The sequence below is a fragment of the Halovulum sp. GXIMD14793 genome, assembly GCF_054457435.1.
Map to the genome: position 1 here is coordinate 1 of NZ_JBTLNE010000121.1, position 1,646 is coordinate 1,646.

Annotated in this window: 1 protein-coding gene; it reads right to left on the reverse strand. The window is 61.0% G+C overall.

The genetic code is table 11. From position 1 onward, the window contains the following. Positions 1–203: 203 nt before the first annotated feature. The gene (locus tag ACW9UQ_RS18605) at positions 204–1,631 is read right to left on the reverse strand and encodes a DNA-packaging protein (protein WP_458932478.1); all 1,428 of its coding nucleotides are present in this window, start codon (positions 1,629–1,631) and stop codon (positions 204–206) included. Between the last annotated feature and the right edge of the window lie 15 nt (positions 1,632–1,646).

The window sequence follows — 1,646 nt, forward strand, 5'->3', positions numbered from 1 at the left end:
AAAGCGTTTCGGGATAAACCTGAGACAAAAGATTATCCTGAAACGCAGTGATAAGCCTATATGGTGTACGCGTTTCGATTTTATGTGATGTCTCAAGGTAAACTCGAAACGCTTTAAATACCTGAGACATCAGGCCTCATTTAACGCGTTGCAATCTTTGATTTCAGACAGCGTTCGATGAGTCAGGTTTTTCGCATGACGCGCTAAAGACTGCGCAGTCTTGGGGCCGTGAACCCTTCCGCCGGATCCGTCATCAAATCCGTCAATGCCCAGACCAGCGCATCTGCCCTGTCAGGGCTACCCTGCCCCAGAAATCCGCGCACCGTCATCTGACACAACTGATCCTCCAGCGCGCCAAGCCCAAAGACATGATGCACCCGGCCCTGCTCATAAAGGGCCGCAATCGGCTCGGCCCGCGCCGCCTTGCCCCGGCTGGCCCGTACCGCCCGGTATGACACTAGCGGATCAATCCCGCGCATCACCGTCTCAACCAGTTCACCGCCCTGATTGACCTCAGCCACCAGCCGCTCCGCCCCATGCCGGCGCATCGCCGCCAGCGCCTGCTCCGCCCATTGCAACGGCGTTGCCGACGCTATCGAAGCATCTTCCAGAACATAAGCCCGCCAATCCTGCGGTGGCCCCTGCATCACCACACCGGCAACGACAATCCCGCATTCATCCGACGCCTTGCCGGAACTCACCGGCGGATCAACCGCAACGATCACCCGATCCAGCTCAGGCACCTCGCGCACCCGGCCAGCCTCCAGCATCTCCGTCGTCCACAGCGCGCCCTCCAGATCGGTCAGCAACTCGCCCTCAAGCTCCTGCCGCCCCAGCCGCGTGCCTTCATAGCGCGCCGTCACCTTCTCCAGAAAACCCTCAGCCAGCCAGACCCGGTTCGCACGCGTCGGGGCCAAGGTCAGCACCGTCCCCGGTGCCTCCAGCAAATCCCGCAGCACTTTCACATTCTGCGGCGTGGTCGTCACAACCTGGCGCGGATCATCCCCCAACCGCAGACAGAACTGCAGCATATCCCAAGCCTCCTGCCCACGCTTCCACTTCGCCAGCTCATCCGCCCAGGCGCAGTCAAATTGCGGCCCGCGCATCGCATCCGGATCAGACGCCGAAAAACACTGCGCCTCCGCGCCGTTCGGCCACACCAGCTTGCGCCGTGTCGCCTGCCAGTCCGGCCGCCGGTCCGGCGGCGAACAGGCCAGAATTCCGCTATCCCCAAAAACCATCACATCGCGCGCCTGGTCATAGGTTTCCCCAACCAAGGCCACGCGGCGGCATTTCCCCGGGGCCTCGGGCACAGATCCCTCAACCTGCGCCCGGACCCATTCCGCCCCCGTTCGTGTCTTGCCCGCGCCGCGACCGCCCAGAACCACCCATGTGGTCCAGGCACCATCCGGGGGCAATTGATGCCCCGGATGGGCCCAGTGCTCAAACAGATAGGGCAAAGCCCTGATCGCGTTATCGCTCAGCGCGTCAAGAAACGCATTAACTTCCTCCGAGCCTGCCGATCCGATGACCTGCCCCCCGAAACTTCCCTCGTTCTGATGTAGAGTTTGCTCAACCTTTTGAAGGAGCAAACGAATGCGAAAGAGCCGTTTCACGGAAGTCCAAATCATTGGGATGATCAAAGA